Genomic DNA, 6,035 nt, shown 5'->3' on the forward strand with positions numbered 1-6,035 from the left:
GGCTACCCCTTTCCTCCATTACCTGGTTTGCCGTTTCCGTTTAAATAATTGACTAAACCCTGTGTCCCCAGTTCCTGCCTGAAGGTATCGATATCATCCTTGTTTTTCAGGACCACGTTTAGGGTAAAATTAACCATATCAGGTGTCAGCCTGTCAGCATCAAGAGCTACAACCGCTCTGGCCCAATCCAGGGTTTCCGCAATAGACGGTTTTTTTCTGAGCAGCAGCTTTTCCCTGATAAGGTTTACCCCTTTGGCAATCTCCATGGAAAGCCTCTGACCAATCCCGGGAACCTTGGCATTTATTATGCGGAGTTCCTTTTCGGGTGATGGGAAATCCAGATAAAGATAGACACAGCGGCGCTTCAGCCCGTCCGATATTTCCCGTTCCGCATTACTGGTAAGTACCACAATGGGGATCTGCCGGGCATTTAATGTCCCCCATTCGGGTATTGATACCTGGAAGTCAGAAAGAACCTCAAAAAGGAAGGCCTCAAATTCCTGGTCGACCTTGTCAACCTCATCTATCAGCAGTACCGGCCTCTTTTCTGCCCTGATTGCTTTCAGAAGCGGCCTTTCCAGAAGATACTCCTCGGAAAAAAGGCCGTCTTCTGCATTAGCGCACTGGGCATCACGGTTAACCTGGCTGAGCTGTATCCTGATAAGCTGCTTCTGGTAATTCCATTCATATAGGGCCTTATTCTCGTCAAGGCCTTCATAGCACTGGAGCCTAATCAGTTCAGCATCAAAAACAGTTGCGAGAACTTTCGCAATTTCGGTCTTACCTACCCCCGGAGGTCCTTCCACCAAAAGGGGTTTTTTCAGTTTTAAAGCCAAGTATACAGTGATTATTGTCTCCTGATCAGCAATATAGCCCTGCTGTTCAAAAGATTGCCTGAGTTGTTCTATAGATAATTCCACAGCCATACCTCCCGAAGCGGTCAGATTTCTCATGGAAATAATATCATGTTACACTTGCTTATAACAATGATGCATATCACAATTTGGCGGCTGCTGCACAATATGTTTGTTACAGCCAAGTCTTCAGCTTTGCTTCATCTATAATTGTTATAGCCTGTTTATCCAGTTCAATGCACTTGTTCTTCTTGAAATCACCCAAGATCCGGGTAACCGTTTCGCGCGTTGTCCCGATAAGATTAGCCAGTTCCTGACGGCCAAGGGGCAGGTCAATGGTGATTCCGGACGGCCCGTCTTCGCCGTGGTCTTTGGCAAGCATCAGGAGCATGCTGGCCAGCCTGCCATAGGTATCTTTCAAGGCCAGGTCCCTTACCTGTATCTGGGCCAATCTCAGCCGTTTGCTCATTAACCTGAGTACTTTCAGGGCGAGGTCCGGGTTTGTCCTGAGGTAGTTTTCCAGGTCATCATTCATCAGCATTCCTATCTGCCCGGTTTCAATGACCTCGGCGCTGGCAGGATATGGCCCCCGGTCAATCAGGACGACCTCTGCAAACACGTCTCCGTGCTGCAGTATGTGTAAGATCTGTTCCCTGCCGTCTTCGGTCATCATGGAAATTTTTACCTTCCCGGAAATAACAAAAAATAAAGCCTCTCCCGGCTCCCCTTCCAGGAATATTAACATGTTTTTCTTGTAGTTCCTGACCTTTGCCAGTCTGCTGATTTCCTTCAGTTCCTCACTTGAAAGGTCCCTGAACAAAGGTATTTTGCCCAGAAATTGACTGTAGTCGTTCATATTCCCTCCCCGGCAGGCTCTGCACGCCATACCCCCCGCAAGCTCAACACTGCAGGATAACGCTTATGATTAACTGTCACCCATCTCTCGTCCATGACACTTGATACATATCTCCCGTGTCGGTGTCTGCTTGTTTGTCTTTTCATCATGAACCATGCCCTGGTGACAGTCTGTACAGGCTATGTCTGCCTCAAAATGCTTGTTATTATGTGCTGCCCCCTTACCCTTTATTCCCTGGTGACACTCCAGGCACCTGTTGGTAAAAGCAGCATTATCTGTAGAAATTGTGATCGGAGTTTTATAATTCCCCGTGACATGAAGATATACCTCCTTAATGGCATTGGTCTTGGTTTTTACCAGACCTGCAGTGCCAGGGTCGGAATGGCACTTGATACATTCTACATTTTTATGGCTTGATGACTGCCAGGTTTGGTAGGTAGGATTCATCTCATGGCAGTTGATACAGAATTCCGACTGTGAGGTGTATTTTATCATTCCGGTGGTAAGAAACGCTCCTGCTGCGATAATGGCTATCAGCGGTCCGACCGACAAAACATAACCCTTGTATTTTCTGCTGTATTTTTTTCTGCTGTATTTCATGTGCAACCTCCGGGCATTTTTTTTTAGTGTTCGCCCGGTATTATGCATTTATGCGGTTAATAATTAAACATGAGCGCCAGCTGTGAGAGAAAGTTTTTCCACCAGAAAATCCGCCAACCCCCGGGCATCATCCAGGCCAAAAACAGGCATACCCGGAAAATCAGTATCAGCGGCTATGGCAAGCAGTTCCCCGATTGGGGTGATGAGTCCGGTGTGCACCTCAGACCGGAAAACCTCTATTTTGGGTTTGTCCTCCTTTTTATATCCCTCAGTGATAATCAAATCAACCCCGGAAATCCGGGACACAATTTCGTCCAGAGATAGTTCCCGGCTGCTCTTCTCGACTATACCGACCTTACCCGGGCAGGCCAGGACAACAGTGTCGGCGCCTGCTTCGGCATGCTTCCAGGTGTCTTTGCCGGGGACATCCATATCCACATCCCTGTGGTGATGTTTGACAGTTGCAATCCTGAAGCCCCTTTGCTTAAATTCTCTGATCAGCTTGACCACAAGGGTCGTTTTTCCTGAGTTTGAATATCCGACAACTGAAATCACCGGTATCAAGGCAGTTCCTCCTAAATTAAATTCCTTCCCCATCAACAGAGTTCTTATCGTCAGGTGGAGTTTGGACTCCATCTGACGCTTAGAAATCGTTATCCAGGAGCTTAGCGCCGCTTATCTATCGGATAAATCTTAATTTCCCTAAATAATCGTAATCCTTTCGGGATACGTATAGATGTTCATTCTCTTGTTCCGCACAAAGCCGGCTATAGTTACCCCCAGTTCCTGGGCATGCCTGACCGCCAGTTCTGTAGGAGCAGAACGGGATGCCAGCACAGGAACACCCATTTTGGCTGCCTTGATCAGTATTTCTGATGATATCCTCCCTGTGGTCAGGAGGACCTTGTCACCCATATCAATCCCTTCAAGAAAACACCGCCCAATCAGCTTGTCAACAGAGTTGTGCCTGCCCACATCTTCCCTGAAGTATAATATCTTCCCCTCAGAACAAACCGCAGAACTATGGACACCCCCGGTTGTTTTAAAGAGTTCGGACATTCTCTGGGCTTCTGTCATCAGGTCCAGCAGTTGTCCGGAACCGATTCGGAACTCTGTGTCAATAGGCCTTAAAACAGCATCTGAGAGGTGATAAAAGCTCGTTCCCTTGCCACACCCTGTTGTGATATAACGCTTTAAAAAAGTCTGTTCCGCAATCATAGCTGATTTTCGCGAGGTCACCCGGACAGCGGCCGCTTCTGAATCCACAGCCACACTCTTAATGTCATCGCGGCTCTTTAGGAATCCCTCGGAACAGAGAAAACCAACAGCCAGCTCATCTGGATACTCCATCGTACACAGCAGGGTTACTATCTCACTGTCATTGAAATATAATGTCAGCGGGCTTTCAACAGTTACAGGGTCAGCAACCTCTTCCCGTGTGCCTTCCTTTATCCGCCAGGCACGGACCGTTTTGTATGTATTATTCATCAGGCTTCCTCCGGAACCTTTATTTGCGGAACCTGCAAGGCCATTTTCTGTGCCCTGTCCAAATCGCCGGGAGTATTCACATTAAAAAATATCCTGTCCGGATCACCGAATTGCCGGATTTCATCCGGGCTGACGAACCGGGCTCTAACGTTGGGATAGAATGAAATTATTTTGTTCCTGCCGCCTTTGAGGCTTGTTTCAATGGCTGGAAGGCATTTTTTTGTATATACGGCAAATAACGGCTGGTAATACTCCCCAATACGTGGTATCACCGCATCATTGCCGGGTATCAGGCTAACCAGGTACGCTGCCAGCCTGGCATCGATAAAAGGCATATCACAGGCTGCCACAAAATTTACCAGATGCCCCGATTCCGCGAGACACGAATATATTCCGCCAAGCGGCCCCCGCCCGGGTATGGTATCGGGAATAACCCTGGTCCCGGGAATATTGTGATAACTGCCGTTTGCTGATATGATAATTTCCGGGAATTCAGGAGCCAGCGCCTTGACCGCTCCCTCAAGCATCCGGTTTTCGGTTACCCGTACCAGAGCCTTGTCCCTGCCCATCCGGGTGCTTTTCCCTCCTGCCAGCACTACTGCAGCCGCTTCCAGCATAAAATCCTCTCTTCCTGGTATATTTCGCTACCATAATAATTGTTTCGTCAACAGTCTACTTTATCTATTATACTAGTTTTCTGCCAAAATTTAAAATATAATTAAGAAATGAATGCTCCCACACTTATTAGGATGCAGGAGCAGCAGTTTTTTATAAACCGGAAATATTGCTGTCAATTTCAATTGTTCTGGGAACTGACCTGTCTTTGTATTTAATCACAAATTTACGGGGATTTACTACATCTTGGCTTGTGCTCACACATTCTAAAAAAATAACCCGCCCTGTTGGAATTCTGATTTTGTCTTCCGTATCTTCATTTGGTTCTATATTTCCGGCAACACTTACCACTATAAAATTCTGTTCTTCCGGAGCTGCATTCATGTCTATATCCGGTGGAAAAACTTTGGATTCGATAGCCCCAATTCTGGCAATCTTAATATCTGAAAAGTCTTTAGGCTTAATATCAAGTATTTCAATATCACGCTGGGTGTTATTTACTAGCAGTACATAACAGTAGAACGTTTCCCCGACTGAAGTATGAATTAATGTATCAGTCTTATAACTTGATATGCATGCCGACAAAACAGGACTGTTTTCTCTGGTATTGATCAGCAAACATCCTACAAAAGCAACCAAAAAAATTGAAAAATAAAACAAAAAATTTTTCACGGTATAACACCAGCCTAAATGATTTTCAAAGTGATATGTTCCCCAATTAAAATGATTCAGAAATGTTATACCCTCTCTTCCCTATCTTGTTATTCTAGCGCACTAAGCTGTTAATTTACTATGGTGCCGTTAGATCGGTACTATGCTCGCCGCTTGTATCAGTCCAATCCAGAAAAATTTTCACTTTAATATTACTGGCATTTATATCATTATTTAATGGAAGTTTGAATCGGGGATTAATTACTTTTCCGGAATATACAAACCTATAAGTTTGAGAAATCTCTTGATTTAAAGATTGCACTTTAACGGTAACATCATTAGCAGTATTGTTACCCTGATACCGAATTAAATAGCTGCAGTCCAGATATCCATTGTCAATAGTTTCTTCTCCGTGCATTGACCACGGTGGCAAATCAGATGAACACCCTACTAAAAAAAGCATACTAATAATTAAAAGGGTTAAATAAATTTTTCCTATTAATCTACAACTGCTCATCTTAACCTCCATTCTACCGCTCACGTTTGCACAAATAATAATGAAAACTGGTTTGCGGCTTATATCATTCTTTCTTGTCACACTAATACTAAGGGTAACCAGCGATGGTTGATATAACATCAGATCATTATTTCTCATATTTAAATGTTCTTTTGAATAGCAAAACACCTTTCTTAAGAATACCAACCTATATACTTATTCACCAGATAGCTTACTAAGCATAAATAATGCACAGTAAGTTGAAAAGAGTGGATCTGAATCATTTTCTTCAGATCTACCAATGTTCATTTGGAATCCACCATAATAGTTTTCACACTTATAAATCCAACTAATTAGTTTATCTTTTTTATGCGGTTGGCTTTTTAGAGAGTGTATGCTGACCCATACTCGATTTGCCGGACACAGCTTAGTTAGGATAAAATATAGCTGTGGGGAGGCAATGACATGAAAAATA

Annotated in this window: 9 protein-coding genes; all 9 read right to left on the minus strand. The window is 44.5% G+C overall.

The features are described from left to right. Positions 1-2 precede the first annotated feature (2 nt). Positions 3-926 carry an AAA family ATPase gene (locus Ga0451573_RS16350; RefSeq protein WP_231685229.1) on the minus strand — a complete coding sequence of 308 codons (924 nt, stop codon included), beginning with the start codon at positions 924-926 and terminating at the stop codon, positions 3-5. A gap of 103 nt (positions 927-1,029) precedes the next feature. Next, positions 1,030-1,710, minus strand: a complete 681-nt coding sequence (locus Ga0451573_RS16355) for a Crp/Fnr family transcriptional regulator (RefSeq protein WP_231685230.1) — start codon at positions 1,708-1,710, stop codon at positions 1,030-1,032. Between the two features lie 69 nt (positions 1,711-1,779). Further along, positions 1,780-2,310 (minus strand): cytochrome c3 family protein, encoded by a 531-nt coding sequence (locus Ga0451573_RS16360; RefSeq protein WP_231685231.1) that lies wholly within the window; start codon positions 2,308-2,310, stop codon positions 1,780-1,782. A 63-nt stretch (positions 2,311-2,373) separates the two neighbouring features. Then, a complete protein-coding gene (gene mobB / locus Ga0451573_RS16365) occupies positions 2,374-2,874 on the minus strand; it encodes a molybdopterin-guanine dinucleotide biosynthesis protein B (RefSeq protein ID WP_231685232.1) in 501 nt (166 codons plus the stop codon). 138 nt (positions 2,875-3,012) lie between these two features. Then, the gene (gene fdhD / locus Ga0451573_RS16370; protein ID WP_231685233.1) at positions 3,013-3,798 is read right to left on the minus strand and encodes a formate dehydrogenase accessory sulfurtransferase FdhD; all 786 of its coding nucleotides are present in this window, start codon (positions 3,796-3,798) and stop codon (positions 3,013-3,015) included. Continuing rightward, positions 3,798-4,415, minus strand: coding sequence for a molybdenum cofactor guanylyltransferase (gene mobA, locus Ga0451573_RS16375; protein WP_231685234.1), 618 nt, complete (start codon positions 4,413-4,415; stop codon positions 3,798-3,800). Before mobA ends, fdhD begins: the two co-directional genes overlap by 1 nt. A 151-nt stretch (positions 4,416-4,566) precedes the next feature. After that, positions 4,567-5,031, minus strand: coding sequence for a hypothetical protein (locus Ga0451573_RS16380; protein WP_231685235.1), 465 nt, complete (start codon positions 5,029-5,031; stop codon positions 4,567-4,569). 172 nt (positions 5,032-5,203) lie between these two features. Further along, the gene (locus Ga0451573_RS16385) at positions 5,204-5,581 is read right to left on the minus strand and encodes a hypothetical protein (protein ID WP_231685236.1); all 378 of its coding nucleotides are present in this window, start codon (positions 5,579-5,581) and stop codon (positions 5,204-5,206) included. A gap of 195 nt (positions 5,582-5,776) precedes the next feature. Next, positions 5,777-6,035: prenyltransferase/squalene oxidase repeat-containing protein (locus Ga0451573_RS16390; RefSeq protein ID WP_231685237.1), on the minus strand; the 259-nt coding region annotated here is incomplete at its 5' end.

The sequence above is a fragment of the Phosphitispora fastidiosa genome (genome assembly GCF_019008365.1).
Lineage (GTDB): Bacteria > Bacillota > Thermincolia > Thermincolales > UBA2595 > Phosphitispora > Phosphitispora fastidiosa.

Coding starts and splice junctions, on each gene's coding strand:
- Ga0451573_RS16355 (WP_231685230.1), bottom strand. CDS start 1,710: ATGAACGACTACAGTCAATTTCTGGGCAAAATACCTTTGTTCAGGGAC.
- Ga0451573_RS16350 (WP_231685229.1), bottom strand. CDS start 926: ATGGCTGTGGAATTATCTATAGAACAACTCAGGCAATCTTTTGAACAG.
- mobA (WP_231685234.1), bottom strand. CDS start 4,415: ATGCTGGAAGCGGCTGCAGTAGTGCTGGCAGGAGGGAAAAGCACCCGG.
- Ga0451573_RS16385 (WP_231685236.1), bottom strand. CDS start 5,581: ATGAGCAGTTGTAGATTAATAGGAAAAATTTATTTAACCCTTTTAATT.
- fdhD (WP_231685233.1), bottom strand. CDS start 3,798: ATGAATAATACATACAAAACGGTCCGTGCCTGGCGGATAAAGGAAGGC.
- Ga0451573_RS16360 (WP_231685231.1), bottom strand. CDS start 2,310: ATGAAATACAGCAGAAAAAAATACAGCAGAAAATACAAGGGTTATGTT.